The sequence below is a fragment of the Eubacterium sp. AF36-5BH genome (genome assembly GCF_003460505.1).
Taxonomy (GTDB): Bacteria; Bacillota; Clostridia; order Lachnospirales; family Lachnospiraceae; genus Eubacterium_G.
Map to the genome: position 1 here is coordinate 367 of NZ_QTVG01000011.1, position 24,202 is coordinate 24,568.

6 protein-coding genes, 1 pseudogene and 1 other annotated feature are annotated in these 24,202 nt (G+C 34.5%); all 7 genes and pseudogenes read left to right on the top strand.

Going from position 1 to position 24,202, the window contains the following annotated elements; translation table 11 throughout:
* Window positions 1-393: pseudogene (locus DW006_RS10685) on the top strand (hypothetical protein); the annotation flags it as partial.
* A gap of 10 nt (window positions 394-403) precedes the next feature.
* Complete coding sequence (locus DW006_RS10690; protein ID WP_118000491.1) at window positions 404-922, top strand: hypothetical protein; 519 nt, start codon at window positions 404-406, stop codon at window positions 920-922.
* A gap of 323 nt (window positions 923-1,245) precedes the next feature.
* Entirely contained in the window at window positions 1,246-8,439 is a 7,194-nt protein-coding gene (locus tag DW006_RS10695) for a discoidin domain-containing protein (protein ID WP_118000493.1), read from the top strand.
* 381 nt (window positions 8,440-8,820) lie between these two features.
* Window positions 8,821-18,831 (top strand): CotH kinase family protein, encoded by a 10,011-nt coding sequence (locus DW006_RS10700; RefSeq protein ID WP_118000495.1) that lies wholly within the window; start codon window positions 8,821-8,823, stop codon window positions 18,829-18,831.
* A 31-nt stretch (window positions 18,832-18,862) separates the two neighbouring features.
* Complete coding sequence (locus DW006_RS12105) at window positions 18,863-19,021, top strand: hypothetical protein (RefSeq protein ID WP_022165714.1); 159 nt, start codon at window positions 18,863-18,865, stop codon at window positions 19,019-19,021.
* 16 nt (window positions 19,022-19,037) lie between these two features.
* A complete protein-coding gene (locus DW006_RS10705) occupies window positions 19,038-20,003 on the top strand; it encodes a hypothetical protein (RefSeq protein ID WP_118000497.1) in 966 nt (321 codons plus the stop codon).
* A 197-nt stretch (window positions 20,004-20,200) separates the two neighbouring features.
* Window positions 20,201-20,452, top strand: a binding site (T-box leader).
* 229 nt (window positions 20,453-20,681) lie between these two features.
* A complete protein-coding gene (gene ileS / locus DW006_RS10710; RefSeq protein WP_118000499.1) occupies window positions 20,682-23,843 on the top strand; it encodes an isoleucine--tRNA ligase in 3,162 nt (1,053 codons plus the stop codon).
* The last annotated feature ends 359 nt before the right edge of the window (window positions 23,844-24,202 follow it).

Consider the following 24,202-nt stretch of genomic DNA (forward strand, 5'->3'; position numbering starts at 1 on the left):
AAGTCTACCAAAGTAAAAAAAGCAACTAAGAAGAAAAACTCAAAAAAGGTTTATTTGAAGTTTAAGAAAGTTAGCAGTGCACAAAAGTACCAGATTCAGATTTCAGTAAACAAAAAGTTCAAAAAGAAAATAATTAACAAAAAAGTAAACAGTAAGAAAATAAGCAAAAAAATAAATGGCAAAGTAAATAGTAAAACAACAAATAGCAAAAAAATAATTAGTAAAATAGCAAATAGCAAAAACTCAAAAACAATAAAATTTGTATTAAAAGATAAGAAGCTCAAGAACTGGAAAAAACTCTATGTTAGAATTAGAGCTATTAAGGTAGTAAAAAATAGAAAATATTATAGCAAGTGGAGCAAGCCTAAGAAAATAAAGATAGTGAGAAAGTAAAGGAGAGAACATGAAAGAATTTTCAAAGAAATTTTTTATATACATATTGACGCTTACATTGTTGGTAGGCACATTCACATGTGTTACTACAGCTAGTGTAAGAGAAGCAGACGATTTTGACGGCGACGTTGTATATAATCCATGGGGACAGCCTGATGACAACAATAAACCAGGAGATATAACCATTGATGATCCAGGCGTTGTTGCAATAACAATAAAAAAGAAAGATTTAAAAATTTCCATTAAGTCTGCGACAAAGAAGAAAAAATCTAAGACAGCGAAGATTGTTCTTTCAAATAGCAAAGTAAAAAAGATTATAAGAAAAAATGTTGAATATCAAATCAGATATTCAATAAAGAAATCTATGAAAAAATGTAAAACAAAAACTTACAAAACAACAAAGATAAAATTAAAAAAAATGAAAGCAGGGAAAAAATATTACATCAAGGCAAGAGCTTTTGTTAAAGGTATCAACGGAAAGAAGATTTATGGAGCTTGGACGAAAGCGAAGAGAATTAAATTGAAATAATTATTATGAGTCGTAGTAAAAAAACATACTTTTTCTTATTAATTTAAGTGAGGAATGCGTTACGTGAAGATAAGTGTCACGTAGCGCATTTTCTGTTTTATTATGAAAAAAACATAAAAACGAATAAAAACATTTTTATCGAAAAATCGTTGACTGTAAAAAATACATAAAGAAATTGTATGAAAATCTATTAAATAAAGGGTTTGTGGAATAGAAAAAAGTAAAAACAACTAAAAACTCAAAAAAACGTTTTTTCGCTTGTTTTAAGGGTAATTTAAAAGATATAATTTAAGGGTGCAAGATTATTTAAGGGAGGAATTAAGATGTCAAAAGTATTGAAAAAAATCACAGCTATAATGCTCACTTTAGCTATGGTTGTAACAATTTGTCCACAGGGCAAGTTAATCAGTATCAAGGCTGCAGACGCAGAAGATAATACACCATACAATCTTTCAAATGGTAGACCGGCTTATGCTAGTTCACAAACCGGAAGTGGTTCTGCGGCAGAACTTGCAGTCGACAACGATGAAAGCACACGTTGGCAGGCTAAGCAGGACGACACAAATGAATGGTTATATGTTGACCTTGGAAAAGAGGCAGATATAGACCACATTTATTTACGTTGGGAAGCAGCGTATGCAAAGTATTATCAGATCCAGATTTCAAATAATGAAGATGACTGGACAACAATTTATGAGAAAGGAAACAAGCCGGGAGCTTTTGTAAATATGGCTTTCTCATATGAAGTAAACAAGTTTAATACAGAAAAAAATCTATATGAAGTAAGTGCAAAATGGACACCTGTTGAAAATGCTGTATACAGTGTTTACGAAGGTGACAAGATAGTACAGGCACCTGACAATTTTAAATTTGATAAAATTGGTCAGGATGGCGGAAATCTTGGTTTGACAGAAGGCACACATGAACTTGAGGTTAGAGCTTACAATAAAGATAACCCAGAACAACTAGTAGGTAGTGCAAAATGTACAGTAGAAGTTAAGGCAGACGGCAAAGGTAATAATGGTGTAGAAATTGACGAAACTGCAAAACTTAAACAGACAATTTCAAAAGAAGAATTAAGTAGTACAAAGGCAAGATATGTAAGAGTTCTTGTAACAAAGAGAGCTACAGCTTATGGTAGTTCATTATACGAATTCCAGGTATGGGGTACAGGTGGTTCAGCAAAGAGACCTGTAAACTATGGCGAAAATCTTGCATTAAATAAAACAGTAACATGCTCAGGTACAAGAGATGAATGGTGGATGAAGGATGATCAGGGAAATATTAAGCCTGATGCTTACAATAATGTTAAGCCTGAAAACGCAGTTGACGGAAATACTTCAACTTCATTTACATCATATCAGGGAGATAACCAGTGGTTGACAGTTGACTTGGGACAGGCATATACAGTAGGAAGAATTGTTGTAGATTGGACTTCTGACGCCGGTAAGATTTATGATGTATTAGTTTCAAGTGATAACAAAACATGGACAACTGTTCATCGTGTACTTAAGGGATATGCTAACGCTACAGATAATTTCACTTTATATCAGACAGGTGTAAGATATGTAAAAGTATTAGGTTACACAAAAGTAGAAAGTGGTAGTGGTATGGGTATCAGAGAATTATCAGTATATTCATATAAGGAAGGGGATAGCAAGGCAAATGAAGAAATCCCAGAACTTCCAACAAGACAAATTTTAAAAGCAGGAAGCGGTTCATATGTTTCAGGAGAAATGTATAACGAAAAGAACAAACTTCCAACATTCATTAATGAAAAGAATATTAAAACACCTATTGACTCAAACAGTTGGTGGTCATCAGCAATGGTGCAGACATTTAGTAACTTACTTTGTGCTACACCACTTAAGGCTTCATTCTCAAAGAAAGGTCTTGGTGTTTTACTTGCAACAGCAGGATGGGTTCCAGAAAGAACTGAAACAACATTAGGTACTGACCAGAGTACAGAAACATCAAGAGATTTTTATTTAGTACCTGAAACACTTGAAACAACATCTGCATACGACAGAGTTGAAAATTATGGTGATTATTCTGTAGAATTAGGTCTTATGGATGAAGATGGTCTTAAGATGAAATCAACAGTTGTTAAAGGTTCACCATATATCTTCAATGAATTCAATAAGGATACTGTTGCATACTTAAGCGGTGAATCTATTACAGAATTCTTTAATGGAAAAGGCGAACAGATATTAGCTAAAAAAGGTGATACTGTTGTAACAGACCATATTGGATTCAAAACATTTGATGATGAAAACACAAAGGCAGTTAATGAGGGTACATACTACGAATTAAATGTTCCTGAAGGAACAGAATTCAAGGTTATGATTGCAGGTGGAAATTATAAGATTAAGATTACATTCCCATCAGTAGACCAGAATTATTTATCATTAGCAGGTATGAACAGTAAAGATGATATCGAAACTTACTATCAGCATGGATATGCTTTTGTAACAGATACATTAGTAACTTATTCATATAACAAAGATAATTCAAAGATTATTACAAATTACAAAGCAACTACAAAGTTAATGAGAGAAGGTTTCTCAAATGTAACGATGCATTGCTTATTCCCACATCAGTGGAAACATAGCGCAGATGTTGAGGGCGATAAGACTTTCACAACATATCCTTCAATCAGAGGTGATATGAAGTCAGTCTGGGCTAATGAATATTCAACAACACAGCAGTTCTCAGGTTTATTACCTACATTCGCAAAATCAAACAGCAAGATGTTTGATAGCAATGAAATGAAAGATTACTTAAATCAGGTAGTAGCATCAAAGATGGATACAGCTCCTGTATCAGATGCCTACTGGGAAGGTAAAAACGTTCACCCACTTGCAATCAGTGTTCTTATGGCTGATCAGTTAGGTGAAACAGAAATTAAAGAAAAATTATTATCAAAATTAAAGAGCATCATGGAAGACTGGTTCAACTATGATGGTGGGGATGATAGATGTTACTTTATCTACAATAAGGATTGGGGAACATTATATTATCCAGACAGTTCTTTCGGTGCTAACGCAGCTATCTGTGACCACCACTTTACATATGGGTATTTTATGTTTGGTGCAACAGTATTAGCAACATACGACAAAGAATTTTACAATGATTATAAAGATATGATTGAACTTATGGTTAGGGACTATGCAGATCCTGAAGAACCTGAAGATGATGGAAACATGTTCTGTAAGTTCAGATCATTTGACCAGTATTCAGGACATTCTTGGGCTGGTGGATACGCTGACAGCGATTCAGGTAATAACCAGGAATCAGCTTCAGAAGCATTATTCAGTTGGGTTGGTATGTACCTATGGGGTGAAGCAACTCAGCAGCAGAAGTGGATTGATGCAGGTGCATACGGATTCACAACAGAAATGGATGCGGTAGAACAGTATTGGTTCGATTATGATGAAACAAACTGGTTAGGGGATCATCCTGACAGAGATGCTGATAAAGTATATGATTACCCATTCCAGGGAACAGGTCAGATTTACGGTGCATCAATGGGTTATGGTACATATTTTGGTGGAGAACCATTATATGTATACGGAATTCAGTGGTTGCCAATTTCTGAGTACCTTACAAACTATGGTATGAATCAGGAAAAATGTAAAAAAGTATACCAGGGATTATGGGATGATACAAATTATGCCATTGAAATCGAAAGAAAGTTGCATGAAAAATATGTAGCAGAAGGTAAGACAGAGGATGCCGCATGGCATAACCCTGATACTTATGCAACACCTGATACAGGTTGGCAGCATATTACATGGCCATTCTTATCACAGACAGATGCAACAAGTGCATATAACTTGTTTGAAAAGAATGTAAGTAAGGTTCAGGTAGAAGATAGAGCAAATACACTTTGGTTTGTTTCAGCAATGGACGAAATTGGTCATAGAACAAATGACTATATGGTAGTTGGTAATATTCAGGGTTCTGTTTATGTAAAAGATGGAAAATACACGGCAGAAGTTTGGAACCCAACATCAGGAAGAAAAGTAGTACAGATTAAGAAGGCAGATGGAACATTAGTTGGTAAAGCAAGAATTGAAGCAAACTCAACTGTAAGCTTTAAGATTGATACAGAAAATTACTTCGCATACAAACAGGTTAAGAAACCTACAATTACAGCAACAGCTCTTAAAGATGGTGTTGTAACAGATGATGTAAACGGAACAACAGAATTTTCTGATACACAGTTAGTAGAACTTTCAGCAGAAGAAGGCGCAACAATCTACTATACAACAGATGGTTCAGCTCCAACAAAAGACTCAAAGAAATATACAGGTAAGATTTTAGTATCAAGTGATACAACAATTAAGGCAGTTGCAGTTGAAGATGGATGTATTGATTCATCTTATGCAGCAGCAGTATTGAAGATTGATGGAGATATAGTTCAGGGTAGCGATAACTTGTCAATTGAAGCAACAGCAACAGCTTCTTCAGAAGATGGTGCAAATGTTGCCGCAAATGCAATTGATGGAAATGGTAGCACAAGATGGAAATCAAAAGATAATGATGATGAATATCTTCAACTTGATTTAGGTCCTACAAAAGTTATTAACCAGGCTGTTATTACATGGGAAGCAGCATACGCTGAAAAATATGAAATTCAGGTTTCTCTTGATGGAAAAGAATGGACAACAGTTGCGACACAAAGCGGTAAAGTCGGCACGGTTACAACTAACTTCCCAGCAACAAAAGCTAAGTATGTAAGAATGAAGGGTCTTGCAAGAGGTACAGCTTACGGATATTCAATTTTTGAATTTGAAGTATACGGTGCCGTGAAAGCAACATCACCTGTAATTTCACCGGTTAGTGGTGTATATGATGGAAAACAGAAGGTAACATTATCAACTGTAGTTAAGGGTGCAGAAATCAAGTACACAACAGATGGTACTACACCTACAGAAGATTCTCCAACATACACAGCTCCATTTGAAGTTGATGGAACTATAATTGTTAAAGCTGTTACATATAGAAAAGGAATGATTTTATCAGATACAACAGAATCAGATATTATTATTAGTGGAACAGTTACAATTAATAGAAAAGAAGCAAGAATTGCAAGTGACAGATCAGTTCAGCTTTCAGCAATATCAAATGAAAAAGTAACATGGTCAAGTAGCAATACAAAAGTTGCAACAGTAGATCAGACAGGACTTGTATCAGGTAAAGGTGTTGGTGAAACTGCTATTTATGCAACATTACCTGGAGGAAGCAAGGCAGAATGTAAGGTAATTGTAACAAAACCTATACATGTTAAGTCTATTAGCATTCCTGAAACCTTTGAAATGAAGAACAAGTCTTCAGAAACATTGGAATTAGCAATTAATCCTGAAAATACAACTGATGAAATAACTCCTGAATGGAGCTCATCAAATGACAAGATAGCCGTAGTTAATGAAAATGGTACAGTAACAGCCAAAGGTGAAGGTGAGGCAACTATTACTGTTAAGGTTGGAACATTTACAGCAGAATGTAAATTAACAGTAGGACCTGCAGCAAGTAATGCAGAAATGGCAGTTAATAAGAAGTACAACAAGGCATTAGGCAAAACAGTAAATGTTTACCCAAGCAGACAGAATGAAGGTGGTACTGAAAAAGATATAACAGACGGTTCATTTGAAGGAAATTATATTTCACCTAAATTTGAAACAGCTAATACATATTTTGAAATTGATTTAGGCGATACATATGATGCAGCTAAATTAGACAGAATAGTTATTAAGTATCATACAAATAATGATGGAACACTTCCTTCTAAGGGATATAAGATTCAGTATTCAATTAACGGTGTTGACTTTAGAAATGTTAAGTCAGTTCCAGGTTCGGATTTAGCAAAGGCAAAGGAGAATAATCTTATTGATGAACAGAGCATGACTGGTGTTGAAGGCAATGTTAGATTTGTCAGAATATTCTACCCAGATGCAAATAATTGGGGATATCAGGTAAGAGAAATTGCTGTACTTAGTACAGAGCAGAATGCAGAGCCTATTGAGGTTGACAACTGCGATGAGACTGCTGATTTTACAGTAACATCAAACAAGTTCAGTGAAATTGAATACAATATTGTAGCAGGTGATAATCAGAAAGACTTTAAGTATAGAGTATTCCTTGATGGCAAGAGCGTTACTGGTCTAATTGATGCCGGCGAAGGCGTAATTAGTGAAGTTGAAAAAGGAACTCATACCGTTAAGGTCGTAGCTTACGGCAATGGTCTTATGTCTAAGGGTATTACTAAGACAATTGAAGTGGATGATGGTTCATTAGTTGATTATATTAGTACTGTTAGAAACTTAACTAAGGGCAATGCAACAGTAACAGTTGAGGATATTAATGATGGTACTGAAGGCAGCAAGGATACTAAGATATTAGTTGATGGTACTATTTCAACTGAAAACGATAAAACAGTACAGACAACATACGGAAAGAAAGAGGCAACAGTAACACTTGAACTTACAGCTCCTGTTGATAAGAGTTTAGTTGAGGAATTATTAATTGCATTTAAGGCTAACAATACAAATGCGACAGCATTTAAGATTTACTTATCAGATGATGGACAGAATTATCAGTTGATGGCTGACAAGTCAGGTGTAGCCTATAAGAGTGCAACAGAAGTTAAACTTGATATGGACAAGTATACAAAGGACACTGTTAAGTTTGTTAAGATTGAACTTACAGACGGCAATGTAACTTGGGGATATCAGATTTCTGAAATTGCATTAATGGGTACTAGCGTGTTTATGCCAACTGAAGCAGAAGGTCTTGTAGTAACATCAGATGAATTTAACAAGATTACTGTTTCGTTTACAGGTGATACAGAACAGCTATACAATGTAAAGGTAGATGGAAAGGCAAAACAGATTAATGTTAAACCTGGTACATATACAATTGAAAGAGTAAAAGGTGGTTCACACGAAGTTGTTGTTACAGCTATTAAGAATAGTATTGAATCAAAAGGTATCTCAGAGGCAATCGTTGTTAAGTCAGCACCAACTACAAAGAGTGTAAATGATGATGACGAAGACGATAATGACTTTACAAGACCTGGCGAGACAACAAAGCCAAGAGAAACAACGCCAAGTGGTACAACAAAACCAGGTGAAACAACAACATCAGGCACAACAACAAAGCCAGGAACTACAACAAAGCCTGGTACTACAACAAAATCTGGTACAAAGGTTACTCTTAAGAAGGTTAAGATTAAGAAAGCTACTAAGAGTAAGAAATCTAAGAAGGTTAAGATTAAACTTAACAAGGTAGCAGGCGCTACAGCTTACCAGGTTAAAGTTTCAATCAAGAAGAACTGCAAGGGCAAGAAGAAGGTAACTATTACTAAACTTGTTAAGAAGGCAAACTTCAGCATTAACATTAAGAAACTTAAGAAATCTAAGAAGTATTATGTTAAGGCAAGAGCAGTTAAGATTGCAAACGGCAAGAAAGTCTACGGCAAGTGGAGCAAGCCTAAAAAAGTTAAGTTTAAATAATTCTTAATAAAATAAATAATACCAAAATTCCAAAAAGAGGGCAGAAAATGTATAAAAATTGTTTTATGCATTTTTCGCCCTCTTTCTTAAAATAATAAAAAACAATAACAATATACTAAAAAAGTAATAAAAATGCAAACGTTATATAAGCATAATGCACAAAAAAAGCTTTGGTGGTTATGCAGAATATAGAAAAAAAGTTTTTTCGTTGAAACAAAATATGCATAATGTTATACTTAAAAAATGATAAAACAATGATGGGTTAGTTTACCTTTTTTTAGAATTGACCTAATAATATAAAGAAAAAATAAGTAGTTTAGTGAAAAACGACGTTAATTAAGAGTAAATACTGTTTATAAAAAAGAAAGGGAGAAAAGGGAAATGAAGAGACAGATGAAAAAATTAATTTCAATGATACTTGCTATGGCTATGGTGGTTACAAGTATTAATTTTACTCCGAAAAATGTTAGTGCGGAGAATGATGGTAGTGGATGGACTACAATTTCAAATATGTCGTATCAATCCAGTAATACTCCTATGACTTTAAATTATAAGGTGGCAAAGGGCGCAGAAAGTAGTGCCATAGAAGCTTACGGTCACCATTATTTGCATGTGTATCCGGAAGGACTTACAGGTGCAGATAATGCAAAAATTTATTTAAACGAGGGGCAGACAACAACAGGAGAAATTGTGTTTGCAGGAATGAAAGACCATGATAATACAAGATATAACATAGGACTTGGTTTGACTGACGTAAATTTAAAGGCTAACACATATTATTCATTACGATTTGTGTATGGCACACATGATGTTGTGTATTATTTCTATACAGGAAACAAAGAAGATATTAAGGAAGAAACCACAACAGAAACAACCACAACAGAACCGGAACCTTCAATTACACTACAGGCTTTAACTAAAGCATATGTATACAACTATTCAGAAGTTGATGGAGGATATAAGGTAAGCTTTACAGATCCAAATGCTGTTACTGTTGAAGATGGGGCAACATATACATACACATTAACTATCAATGGACAGACAATAGAAAACATTGCATCATCGGGAAGCAGTGTTGACTTAAGTAGCCTTAATTTAACAGAAGGTACAGAGTATACTGTAACAATGAATGCTGTTTATAAGAAAGGTGATACTATTGTAACATCACCGGCTTCAAGTGAAACAACATTTACATATAGAGGAAAAACAACAGCATACGATAACGGAATCCCGCAGATTTTTATAAACTCATCAAGAGATACAAAAACAAAAGATATTAATTTATACACAGATACTACAAAGACAAAAGTGAATGCCTCTTTAATGATAAAAGGAGCAGACGGAAGTACAACAGAAGTTTCAAATTCAGGAACTGTAAATGTTAGAGGTAATTCAACATCTTTAGCTGACAAGAAAGCGTATAACTTAAAGTTTGACTCTTCAATTAATCCATTTGGTATGGGTACAGCAAAGAAATGGAGTCTGCTTGCAAATATTTTTGATAAAACCATGATAAGAAATTACATGGGACTTAATTTCCAGAGATATTTAGAGAGTACACAGACACCATTTGAAAACAATGTAAGTAAGGCATTCACAAGCAATTGTAAAAATGTTGATTTATACGTGGACGGAAAATACTTGGGAACATACCTTTTAACAGAGTCAGTGGAAGTAGGAGCAGACAGAGTTAATATTGATACAAGTTACTATGACAAAACTACTGATGATGTAAAGGCAGATAGTACACCAACAACAGTTACTATTAATGGAACAGAATATAAACTGTATGATGCTTTACTTGAATTAGCTAATGATAGCAGATTAGACACAGACGCATATTATTTTAAAACAAGTGTACTTGGACAGCAGTTTGGCTTAAATGATCCGGTATGTTCTACAGACATTGCGGGAAATAAATTAAATCCTAGTTTAACAGGTAATAGTGCAGATGCTGTTAAGCCACAATTTGTAAATGATATTAAATCATACTTAGAAGGATTTGAAACTGTAATTAACAGTACATCATACGAAACATCTGATGCACAGTTTGAAGATATGAAAAAATTCATTGACGTAGATTCTTTTGTAGATTTCTACATTACATCAGAATATTTCATGACAAAGGATATAGGTTTTAGTTCTACACGTTTCTATATTAAAAATGGAAAATTATACGCAGGTCCATTGTGGGATCTTGATTTATCAAGCGGAAATATTGATGAACATGAGAGTGCACAGGGTTTTAGAAGTCAGAATGCATTTAAGTGGTTCGAAGTATTAATGAAGAATAAAAATTTCTATAATAAGGTTGTGGCAAGATACAAAGAACTATTACCAAAGATTAAATCATTATATGCTGATAATGGAGAAGTTGACACAGTCGTAAATGAAATCTCTAAATCCGTTAAGACAAATTATGAAAAAGCATATAACTATAAAAGAGCAACAACGGATGATGACAGAAATGTAGGATGGGGATATTCATGGTTATATGGAATTAATGGATCATTAGATGGAACAGGTGGAAAAACTTTTACAGGAGATGAACTTAAAAGTGTAGGCTCTTATGGTTCAGGTGTAATGTATGATACATATGAAGAGTATATTACAGAGTATAAAACATGGCTCAAAAATAGAAACACATGGATTATGAGTCAGTTTAATATAGGTGACGAAGATGCAGCTTATTATAGAATTAGTGGCGACGATGATTTAAACAGTAACGGTGTAGGAAAAGATTCTGTTGACGGTCTTAATAATTATGTAAGATATGCAGGAGCAAGAGCAATTGCTTACTCACCAATTGCAGGGGACATTCCATCAAATGCCATTGATACCCAGTCAGATACAAAATGGGAACCATTGGATAATACAAGTGATAACTTTAAACTTAAATTAGGAAATACATATAACGTAAAGGAACTTTTGATTAAGTGGCAGACAGCAAGTGCTGCAGATTATGAGATAGAAGTTTCAACAGATGGTAAAATCTATAATAAAGTTGCTGAGTTTTCCGGATTAACAGGAGCAAGAACAGATAAAATAATTTTAAGAGATTCAGTAGAAGCTAAATATATCAGAATAGTGCCAACAAAGAGAAGTACAGGCTATCCTGTGGCAATATTTGATTTTAGCGTTTATGGAAGTGATAGCGAAAAGACAGCCGAAGAGTTTGTTGATGAAGTTGAAGATGCAACCCAGGAAAAAATTAATCCGGATAGCATTGCTGATGATGATTGGGAAATTGTAAATGAAAATAAGTCAAGCAGTGGCGCAACAATTTATATGACAAAAGCTAAAAAAGTCATGATGGCAGAACGTGAAACCATGTGTGGTTATTATGGAGCAAATACAGTTCAGGCATGGGGAAAGATTTCTGATAATATGAAAGCACAAAGTATTTTCGGCTTTGTTGCTAAAGACGGTGGTACACCAACAGGAATTATTATTGATGGTGTTAGATATATGGATATTATAAATGCATCTGTTAATAAGTTGGTTTATGTAAAAAATGATTGTGTATTTATTAAGGACTCTTTGTTGGATTCGAAGAAAGGAGAAATCTCATACCATACCATTACCGTAGAAGGAAATAATTTAGGAACATTCCTAGTTAAGGTTGTAGGCTCGACATCAAAGCCTATTACCCCAATCGGCTTATTAGCAACAGCCGATGGTAGGGGCAATATTGCTGTAGAATGGGGACAAAATGGAGACATGATTAGTAATGGTCAGAAATATAACGTATATATAGATGACGTATTAGTATCAACAGGTGTAGCGGCAGGAAGATATACTTATGAAGTAACTAATGGAACTCATACGGTAAAATTAATAGCTACACTAAATGGTTATGAATCAGACGCAGTTACGGCTACAGTCGAATCCACGGGTGGTAAAGATCCGGTTGAAACAGATTCATCTACAGTAGCACCAACTGAAACAACAACAGCAGGTGAAATTGATGTGCCGGGTGATGCAAACTGGATTGATTTTGAAGGCTCAGATGGAGAGTACAAGTATTATATTCCATCAGAGTATAGCACAGCGTATGACAATAAAGCTAAAAAGGTACTCGATACAACACTTTATATTGCATACAATTTAGGTGCTAAATTTACTTCAGTAAAATTAGATAATAAGGATTATACTATTACAGAAGGAGCATTTGTTAGCGTCTTAAAAACAGATGTAGATGACTATAATGTTCATAAACTGGAAGTTGTAGCCGCTAATAAAACGGATAAGGCTATTATATATTTGAAAAGAGCAAAGGCATCAGCTATAAAAGTTACATTCACAGACAATCAATGGGAAAAATATCGTGATGAGAATATAACATGGGATAAGGTTGATGGTGCAATTAAATATGCTATATATGCTGATGGAAAATTATACATAACAACAGATGACGAGAATACAACATCAATATCAGTTCCTGCTTATGCTTTTGCAAAGGCAACAAATAACAACGGACAGGCAACTACAGTTGGAAAACATACAACAGCAGTTGTGGCAATCAAAAATGGAGACGAAATCAAAGAGACTCTATCAGATGTTGATTCAACAAGAGTAATGGGTTCAAATTCATTCACATTGTATGTAAATTACATTTTCGGAAGAGAGACAAATTTGTGGAATGATACGGGAGTTGACAGCAAGTGGAATTTCACTATATGCGAAGGTGTAAATTCAGACATATCAACAGGGGCAGATGTAAAAGTAGATTACACAAATGGTGGACAGGCTAATTTGACTTTTAACAATATGGGCAAACATACAGGAAGTGATCAGGCATGGACTATCAAAGCTGCAATTTATAATGAAGCAGCAACAAAGGGCGAGTTACAGAATTTATCTTTTAAGATATATGGACCAAAAGAGTTAATAGGCGAGACTATAAAGATAAAATGTTGTCCTGAAGAGTATGTAAATGGAGCATATTCAAATGATATTTATGAAGAAAAAGAATATACATTTGAAAGGGCAAAAGATGGAAGTGCAGTGCTTAATTATTCACTTTCATTTAACTCAACAAATGATTCATATGATTTATTGTTTGGCTTAGGTTTACTTGATTTTAAAAATGCAACTAATAAAACTCTTACATTCTCAGATGCTAACATTAATACTGTATATGGAATTACAGATTTAAAGGCAACAGGTACAAATGTTGCAAGTGATGATGCTAAGGGCGATTTATTTATATCATGGTCATCTAATGTACCTGACAAAATGGCAGGTTCCTATAAATATCAGGTAGAAATTGATGGGGTACTTTATAAATATTCAGGGACTGAGGACTTGTTCCCTGGAACTGTAAACAACATAACAGCATCAGGATATTCAGTTGGTGAACATAAGGTTGTTGTAAAGAGTATTTACGATGGCACAGTTACGAGCTCAAAAGAAACAACAGCCATCATTTCAAATACAAAAAAACCTGATTTAGTTGTAACAGGAATGAGCATTCCAAAAGTGACACATTATATTGGTGAAAACTTACAGCTTAGTGTAACAATAAAAAATATTGGTAATGCAGTTGCAAAACCTGTAGCAGGAAAGAATCTTATTGTAAGACTATATGAAGATAGCAATAACGGTAAAGATTTAGGTTATAAAATATGTTACGCTAATACAACTGAGGCAGAGCAGGGAACTAGTCCTGGATATTTGGAACCGGGCGAAGAGTATACAGTTGTTTTTGATGTTAAAATTGATGAAAATCAGGATGGCTCAAATATATATAAATACAGAGCATTTGTAGATGCAGACAGAATTATAGATGAGGGAGATGATGAGGATAATAACGAATATTCTAAGTCATACAAATTCTATGATTCATTAAAAGAAGTAACTTTCAATTTAGAAGATGGAAATTTATATGCAACATGGCCTGCATCTGATGATGTTAAGAAATACATCGTTGAGTATACTGTTGGTGATGAAACAAAAACAATGACAGTTACTGATAACAAGTGTAGTTTAGGTGATTTTGAACAGTTCACTGAAGGAACAACAGTAACAGTAACAACTGTAGGAAAAGATGATGATGAACATGTTCATGCTAAGGGAAGCCTAAAGCCAGATTTGATAATTTCATCAGTATCAACTCCAAGTAATGCCTATGGAGTAGGGGATGTTATTCCGATTACAGTAACTATGAAGAATGTTGGCTTAGGGGTTGCAAAACCTAACGGAAACAATAACATGACTGTAAAGCCAACTAAGGATGGAAAAATAATTGAGTCAAATATTGTTAATCCTACATATAGAACAATGGGGAACGACAACCTTGAACAAAAGTTAAATGTGGGAGCTGAGTTTACCCCAACAGTTACATTTAATTACACTGTTCAGGAAAGTGATTTAAAAGAAGGAACAATTCATATAGGTGGATACGCTGACGCAGATTATGTAGTTGATGAAAGTGATGAGAACAACAACTGCACAGAAGTCGCAATTAAGATAATTTCAAAAGGAGCAGTTACATTAGACAGTAATAATGGTGACGGACCAGTCAAGGCAACATGGAAACAGTCAACAGATGAAAATGTTGACTCATACCAGATTCAGTACGTTGTTGATGGAAACATAATTAAGAAAACTATTAGCAAAGATGAAGTAGACAGTGATGGTAATTATGTTTATACATTTGGAGATAATGAAGGCCTTGACAATCAGTCCCAAGTAAAAGTGTTAGTTAAATTTTCAGGAGATGAAAACTATTATAATTATGCAAGTACAACAGCTATGGTTGATTTGATAGTCAGCACTGTAAAGGGACCAAATGAAAACAACGAGAAAGTAAAAGTTGATGTAAACTTTGATTTAGTAGCAACAGTTAAAAATATCGGTACAGCAAAGGTATCAGCTACAACAGATACTCAGGAAAATTATGGCAAAAAAATTTATGTGACACTTTGTAGACAGGAAGGTGTAGAGCAGGTAGTGTCAGATGGTTATTATTTAGGCTTGAATGTTGGAAAAACAGCTAGTATCAGATTAAAAAATGTGTGTGCAAAAGAAACTGGAACAAAGAAGCTGATTATTAATGTAGATGATGCTGGATGGGATACAGAAGAAGGCAAAGATGTTGGATACATTCAGGAGTCTAATGAAAATAATAACAGTTACGAATATACTGTCAATGCAGTAATTGAACAAAATCCAATGGATTGGACAACTTTAAAAGAAACAGTGGGAAGCAATACACCATATCAATTTAAAGTGGCACAGGGATCAAAGGCTGCCAGAATAGAATACAAGGTAGTAGATACAAACAATAGAACATTGGATTACAAAAATATCATTACAAAAGATATTGGATATAATGCTAGCTATATGTCAATTGGTTTCAATCCAAACTACACTGTAATGACAGAAGTTAAGAATGATTCAACAGGACATATTATTAGTACAGTTCCATATTGGGCAGCAATAACAAAAAATCAGGTTGAGTCTAACATTAATGACCTGGATAACTGTACAATAATGGATGTTGAAGGTTGGGACATTGACGGTATTGGTGTAGATGGAAATGCTGTTCAAAAACCTAAAAAACCAGGAACACACTTTAACAGAGACGGAAACGGCTTCAACATGAACGTTGATGACTTTGATTTAAATGCATACTACTTATTGAAGTTATATAACAAAAATGGTGATTATGTAGTAGTTGCATTCAGAGTTACAGATGAAAATGGTGATATTGGAGACTGGACACAAATTCAGGGAAATAATATGGATAATTCAGCAATTCCTGTTTATTACCACACAGCTCATCGCGAAGTAAAGAGTTCAATTTATTACGATAAGCATGATATTAAATTAAGTAATATTGCAGCTTACAACGGAAATCATATTTCTGTAGATTTGGATACACAGAACAAGATTAATCCAAATGCTAACAGAGTTTTAATTACAAGAGGTTTGTTAGACAGTAGCGGTGATATGATTATTCCTTCAGTAGATGGAAAATATGTTGAGGAAGGAACAGAAACAGGTTCTTATTATGCATGTACAGGTGATTTGTTAAATACAAATTCAGTAGATTATTATAAGAGTGAGAGCAATTATGTTTCTTTAAGTGGATATGGAATTAATGGAAACAATAAGATTCAGATTATGCTACCTAATATGTTAGCGCAGATACCTGTTCATAGTGCTTTAGGTGGAAAAAAAGATAATGAATATTATTACATGAAAGTATATTGGGATGAGCAAAATTATCCGGGACAATATGTTTCTATTCCAATAAAGATTAAAGCAGATATACCTGAGATTGAAAAGGTTAATGGTTTAGTTGCTACAAACAGAGGTAGTTCGTTATCAATCTCCTGGGTTAATTCAACACAGCAGGAAGCTGATGGATATTTATATGATGTTTACATTGATGGTGAATTAAAGGCTCAAGATGTACGGGCAGGTTCATATAGCTTCTTAGGATATAATGAAATCGGTTCTACACATACCATTAAAGTAGTGGCAAAATGGTGTGAACAGACAACAGAAGATTCGGTAAAATACACTATTATTGAGCCGGAAAAAGAACCGGAGGAAATAGTACCGGGTGAAGTACCTACATATCCTGATGACAATGATAACAGATGGATATTAATTTCAGGCCAGCATATATTACCTGTTTCAGAAGAAGGTTCACTTGGAAAAACAAATGCAAAAATTTACTATTATACTGATGAAGACATTAATGGAATAACAGGTTACAATGACAGTTATATTTCATTAAACGGTAGTTCAAAATATTTTACAGGAACAACAACTAAGATTTTTGTACAAAGAGGTAATAGTACATCGTTAGTTTCGAAATCAGTATATGATAGTTACTATGAAGGACAGACATTAATGAATTCTTCAACAATGTTTGAATTACCGAAGGGATTTACAAAAGGCACAACTTACTACTATGTAGTTCGTGTTTGTGGAAATGATGGAAATACATATAAGGATTTCTACTTTAAGATAATTCCAACAGATGATTCAATTGATTCAGGTGTTAATCATACAGGAAAATGGAGAGAGATTAGTGGTGAATCACAATTGTCTGTAAAGATGGGCTCAGGCTTGAAACTTAAAGGTACAATCAGCTTTTTAGATTATCCTGCATTCAATGAAGGTTCTTCTATAACAGAAAAAGGAGGAACAACATCTATTGGAACAAATACATATAATGCAGTTGGTTACAATGGACACTACTTATCCATAATCGGTGATACAAATTATTATGTAGCAGGTAACACAAAAGTCTATGTTTCAGAAGGAAGCGATTCTGTTTTATATGCAGAAAATGCAAATGATTTGACTTTTACAGAGAAAAAAGTAAGTGACCAGTCTTATTCAGGTCAGATAATCTCTGAAACAGAAGAACTGTTTAGTGTTGTCTATGCAACAACATATTATTTGTTGAAAGTTCAAAGTGGAGACAAAGTCACATACATACCTTTTGAAGTAAAAGTCAACACAGGAAATGTAGAAGTTCTTGGCTTCCAGATGAACACAAATAAGAATGCCGGTGGAGTAGCTGAATACAATCCATCATTTAGAGTTGTTTCAAAAACAAGTAATGTAATGAAAATCAATAACAGACTGTATGAAGTTAAGAAAATGGGTACAGTTTATGCAATTGATGATGGAAATACAGACATAAAATCTAATATGAATTTGGATGCAGTTTCATCTAATGCAAATGTATCAAAATATGAAACAACAGATAGAGGCAAATTGGCAGGCTACACGACTTCTGCTAAGGACAATGATTACTATACATACTATGCGTTAACATTTAAGTATACTAATTACAAATATGCTTCATTGGAACAGAATTGGGCATTTAGAGCATATGCAGTATTAGATATGGGTGATGGTACAGAAAAAGTTGTATATGGTAAAAATATTTACACAACAAATATGTATGACATTGCACAGAATTTATATAAAAATCAGAAAATGGGAACAAAAGAATCTCATGATTACCTATATGATAATGTTCTAAATATTGTTGATATGTATAACAATATGGGACAAATTGCAAATGCAATGTTTAAGGCAATGGGAGTCACATCAACATCTGACAGCAGATATGAGACAGTGACAAAAATGACACAGGACTTACACAATTATTGCAAATGCTTATGGGGAATATCATATGATACAAGAGGTAAGTTTAGAAGCTCCCAGGTAGAAGATGAATTACTGAAATTACTTAACGGAGTGAAAAACAATGACAAGAACTATGATAGTGTTTATGATTGGATTTACAATGAAACATCCAAGTATGGAAAGAAAAATGGAACGAAATACAAAGGATGTTATAGGCTTGTAGATTATTCATGGGATAATAGCATTGATAAAGATTTTTATAAACAGTAATACTACATACAATTAATAGGAGGGTATTTAAGTGAGTCGCACAAAAAAATATGAAAAACCTATAATTGAAGTTACACGTTTTGACATAAATCAAAATATTATGGATGGCTGGGATGGTGACATTACCACAGTGGCTGATATTTCACAACCTGATGGTGGACCAACCACTCCCATAATAGATTTGGATTAGGAAAGGGGCAGATGTTATGAGAAAAGAATATAAAAAGATTATATCTACAGTGTGTGTTGTAACTTTAGTTGTAGGCTCCTTAACATTTACTAATAAACAAAATGTAGAAGCTGTGGGCAAAACCACAGCAGCTACATTTAATAAATCGTTGAATCAAGGGATAAGCCTTTTAGCAGACGATACAGAAAATGGAACTTACACAGTGAAAGTTACATCCACATTGAACGGTGTGGAGTCAGAAGGTTCAGTATCTGACGCGGTAGAAGTTGTTTCAGTTTTAACTACAGATAATTCAGCAGTTGAAGGTTTCCAAATTAAAACAAATGGGGCTGATTCAAATATTGCTTTTAGAACTGTTTGTAAGGGACTAAACGTAGGAAGCGCTATTACAGCAAGTGATGGTAACACATATACTGTTAAACAATTTGGAATAATATATGCCCTGGATCCGAACCAAAGTGGCTATAGAAAAAATGATGCTTTAAACACAGCATATACAATTTTAAATCCAGATGTAGTTACAGGACAACAGTATTCTTACGAAGGAAAAATGCAGTATGCCGGTAGTAATGTTACTTATGGCTTTTTAGCAAGTGATGGGGCAGTAATTAATAATTGGGATACTACTGATACAGAAAATACATATTATGTTGTAACAATGAATGGAATTAATCCACAGATTACAAATTCCATTTTTGTTAGGTCATTTATAATAGCAACAGACACCGCAGGAAATGATACAATCATTTACGGAAAGAAAACTGCTGTTATGTCGGTTGCAGAAGTAGCAGATTATTTATACCGCAACAGTAAAGCACAAAACTATTCAGGACATAAATATTTGTTTGAAAATATTTTAAGCAAGGTTGCTACAACTAATCCATATTTTAGAAACACAACACTTCCGTATGGCTGGGACAATAACTTGTTTACACCATCAAGCCCAACATATACTGTTACAGACGGAACGTTGGAAAATTAGAACAGGAGGTTAATATGTGTAAGGCAATAGATGCTGTTAATAAATATTATCAATAATTTAATTTCTTAAACTGTTAATATTTATAGAGAGCTCTTGAATTATTAATATTTATGTAGATTTCTTGAATTATTAGCATCTATAGTGGTTGACATTCTTAAATTAATTGACTAAAATAACAAATGTATAAAATTTAATGAACAAAGACTTTGATAGAGACAGTAGTTTATCAGTGAACGTTTTAGAGAGCTTGACGTTGGTGGGAGTCGGGTATTAGTAGCAGATATATGAAAATCACTCTGGAGTTGCAGCCCGAAATGTTTTTTGACTTTTGTAGTTTATATTAATGTAGGCGCTGACGGTTTCTCCCGTTACAGAGAACACATATAAAGGGAATTCCCGAGTATGCTGTTAAAGGTGGTATAACGAAAATTCAGGCTTTCGTCCTTAACAGGGCGGAAGCCTTTTTTACGTATGGGCATGAGCCTTGCTCAGACACATAAAAATATAAATTTGTGCTTGCACAAGAATTTATATTTTTATGTGTTTGAATAAGGCGAAGCCGGCGACGAAATAGACCAAAGGTCTATGAGTAGACAAGGCTCATGCCCATACGTAGTGAGCAAATGATTAAACACTTAAATAGATAGCAATACTATATAAAAATGAAAGGAGTACAGAATGTACAAGAAAGTTTCAACTAATCTCAATTTTGTTGAGAGAGAAAAGCAGACAGAAAAGTTTTGGAAAGACAATGACATTTTTAAGAAAAGTATGGACAGTCGTAAGGAAGGAGAAACATATACATTTTATGATGGACCTCCAACAGCCAACGGTAAGCCACATATTGGACACGTTTTAACTCGTGTTATAAAAGATATGATTCCACGTTACCAGACAATGAAGGGCCATATGGTTCCAAGAAAAGCAGGTTGGGATACTCATGGACTTCCTGTTGAATTAGAAGTAGAAAAGATGCTTGGTTTAGATGGAAAAGACCAGATTGAAGAATACGGTCTTGTGCCTTTTATTGACAAATGTAAGGAAAGTGTTTGGAAATACAAAGGTATGTGGGAAGATTTCTCAGGTACTGTAGGTTTCTGGGCTGACATGGATAATCCTTATGTAACATACGATAACAACTATATTGAGTCAGAATGGTGGGCTTTAAAAACTATTTGGGATAAAGGCTTATTATACAAAGGCTTCAAAATCGTTCCTTATTGCCCACGTTGTGGAACACCTCTTTCATCACAGGAAGTAGCTCAGGGTTACAAGGATGTAAAAGAACGTTCAGCAATCGTTAGATTCAAGGCGAAAGACGAGGATGCATATATTTTAGCATGGACAACAACACCTTGGACATTACCTTCAAACGTTGCTCTTTGTGTAAACCCGAATGAAGATTACGCAAAGGTAAAAGCAGCAGACGGCTATGTATATTACATGGCAGTTGCTTTATTAGATACAGTTTTAGGTAGCCTTGGAAATGAAGAAGAAGGTGTTAAACCATACGAAATTCTTGAAACATACAAAGGTAAAGAACTTGAAGGCAAAGAATACGAGCCATTATATGAATGTGCTCATGAAAAAGCTGAAAAGCAGCACAAGAAAGGTTTCTTCATTACATGTGATACTTATGTAACTCTTACAGATGGTACAGGTGTTGTTCATATCGCACCTGCATTCGGTGAAGACGATGCTAATGTTGGCCGTAACTATGACCTTCCATTTGTTCAGCTTGTTACTGAAAAAGGTGAAATGTCAGAAGAAACACCATTTGCCGGCTTATTTGTAAAGAAGGCAGATCCTGAAGTATTAAAAGATTTAGATGCAAGAGGTTTATTATTTGACGCACCTAAATTTGAACATAGTTATCCACATTGCTGGAGATGTGATACACCACTTATTTACTATGCACGTGAATCATGGTTTATTAAGATGACAGCAGTTAAGGATGATTTAATTAAAAATAACAACACAATTAACTGGATTCCTGAAAGTATCGGTAAGGGACGTTTCGGAAACTGGATTGAAAATGTTCAGGACTGGGGCGTAAGCCGTAACCGTTATTGGGGAACACCACTTAACATTTGGCAGTGTGATTGTGGTTGCATGCAGTCAATTGGCAGTCGTCAGGAACTTTTTGAAAAGTCAGGTGACGAAAAAGCTAAGACTGTTGAATTCCACAGACCTTACATTGATGAAATTACAATGCCATGTCCTGAATGTGGTGGCACAATGAAGAGAGTTCCGGAAGTTATTGACTGTTGGTTTGATAGTGGAGCAATGCCTTTTGCACAGCACCATTATCCATTTGAAAATAAAGATTTATTTGAACAGCAGTTCCCTGCAGACTTTATTTCAGAAGCTGTTGACCAGACTCGTGGCTGGTTCTACACATTACTTGCAGAATCAACATTGTTATTTAACAAGGCTCCATACAAGAACGTAATCGTTTTAGGTCACGTTCAGGATGAAAACGGACAGAAGATGAGTAAGTCAAAGGGTAATGCAGTTGATCCATTTGAAGCACTTGATAAATACGGTGCAGATGCAATCAGATGGTACTTCTACATTAACTCAGCTCCATGGCTTCCAAACAGATTCCATGGCAAGGCAGTAGAAGAAGGACAGCGTAAGTTCATGGGTACACTTTGGAACACTTATGCGTTCTATGTACTTTATGCAGAAATCGATCAGTTTGATCCAACTAAGTACACACTTGATTATGATAAATTATCAGTAATGGATAAGTGGTTATTATCAAAGATGAATTCTATGGTTAAGGCTGTAGATGACAACCTTGGAAACTACAGAATTCCTGAAGCTGCAAGAGCGTTAGATGAATTTGTTGATGAAATGTCAAACTGGTATGTAAGACGTTCAAGAGAAAGATTCTGGGCAAAAGACATGCCACAGGATAAGATTAATGCTTACATGACACTTTATACAGCACTTGTTACTGTATCAAAGGCAGCAGCACCTATGATTCCATTTATGACTGAAGACATTTACCAGAATTTAGTTAGAAGTGTGGATTCAAGTGCAAAAGAATCAATTCACCTTTGTGACTTCCCAGAAGTTAATGAAGCTCAGATTGATAAAGAATTAGAAGAAAATATGGAAAGAGTTCTTAAGGTAGTAGTTCTTGGTCGTGCTTGTAGAAATAAGTCAAACATCAAGAACAGACAGCCAATTGGCAAAATGTTTGTAAAGGCTGATTTTGATTTACCTGAATTTTTCCAGGAAATTATTACAGAAGAATTGAATATAAAAGAAGTAGAGTTTACTGATGATGTTAGAGCATTCACATCATACTCATTTAAGCCACAGCTTAGAACTGTTGGACCAAAATATGGTAAGTTCTTAGGCAAGATTAAGGAAGCATTGGCAAGCCTTGACGGAAACAGTGCTATGGATAAGATTAATGCCGGCGAACCTCTTACATTTGACTTTGACGGTAATGAAGTTGTTCTTGAAAAAGAAGATTTACTTATCGACATGGCTCAGGTTGAAGGTTATGTTTCTGAAGCAGATGGCGACGTTACAGTAGTTCTTGACACTAACTTAAGTGATGAATTATTAGAAGAAGGTTTTGTTCGTGAAGTAATCAGCAAGATTCAGACAATGAGAAAAGAAGCTGGATTCGAAGTAATGGACAAAATCGTTGTGAATGTTGCTAATAATGACAAGGTTAAGGACGTTGTAGAACGTAATATTGATGAAATTAAGTCAGAAGTGTTGGCAGATAATGTCGAATTTGATACAATAAAAGGGTATGAGAAGGAATGGAACATTAATGGCGAAAAGGTTACATTAAGCGTTGAAAAAAACTCATAGTAGGCTAGTTATTTGAACAGAATATAAATTTATAAAGGAACGGTGTAAATCGTTCCTTTATGCGTGTTATACGAATATACGCAACAGCATATGTATAGAATTTATCGATATAAGTTGTGTTATATGTTGGTGTACATTTAATATTAGCATATAGGATATATATGTTGGTACACATTTAATATTAGCATATAAGTGAAGTGTAAGCTTGGTAATATGTGATTCTTTGGGGAAAATCGAAGGAGTGCTAAGCATGGAACAGTCATCATAATTAGGATTGTGGTGTTTGGATATCGAAATCATATTGGGAAAACAGCAGCACATATATTTTGCAAAAGATAGATGAATTTTATTGTATGTTA